The sequence below is a fragment of the Limosilactobacillus portuensis genome, from assembly GCF_014838735.1.
Lineage (GTDB): Bacteria > Bacillota > Bacilli > Lactobacillales > Lactobacillaceae > Limosilactobacillus > Limosilactobacillus portuensis.
The window spans coordinates 1-279 of sequence record NZ_JABUXQ010000141.1 but is presented as its reverse complement, the minus strand read 5'-3'; the positions used below and the strand labels follow the sequence as shown (position 1 = coordinate 279).

Annotated in this window: 1 protein-coding gene; it reads left to right on the top strand. The window is 41.6% G+C overall.

Features of this window, described 5'->3' with window-relative positions; all coding sequences use genetic code 11:
* Positions 1 to 279: class I SAM-dependent methyltransferase (locus HUK49_RS10900; RefSeq protein ID WP_191913701.1), on the top strand; the 279-nt coding region annotated here is incomplete at both ends.

Below are 279 nucleotides of genomic sequence, written 5' to 3'. Positions count from 1 at the left end.
TAAACATCAATCTATTGAAGGCGGTTTTGTAACGGGGACAGCACCGGAGTTTCCGATTGTCGTTGAAGAAAATTTCACGTTTTACAATGTATATCTTGATGACGGTCCGATGACGGGGATATTCTTAGACCAAAAAGAAGTGCGTAAAAAGATTAGAGACTATTATGCTAAAGGACGCCAATTACTCAATTTATTCAGTTATACAGGGGCATTTTCGGTTATCGCTGCAACAGCTGACAGTCAAACAACGAGCGTGGACTTGGCTAATCGCTCACGTCA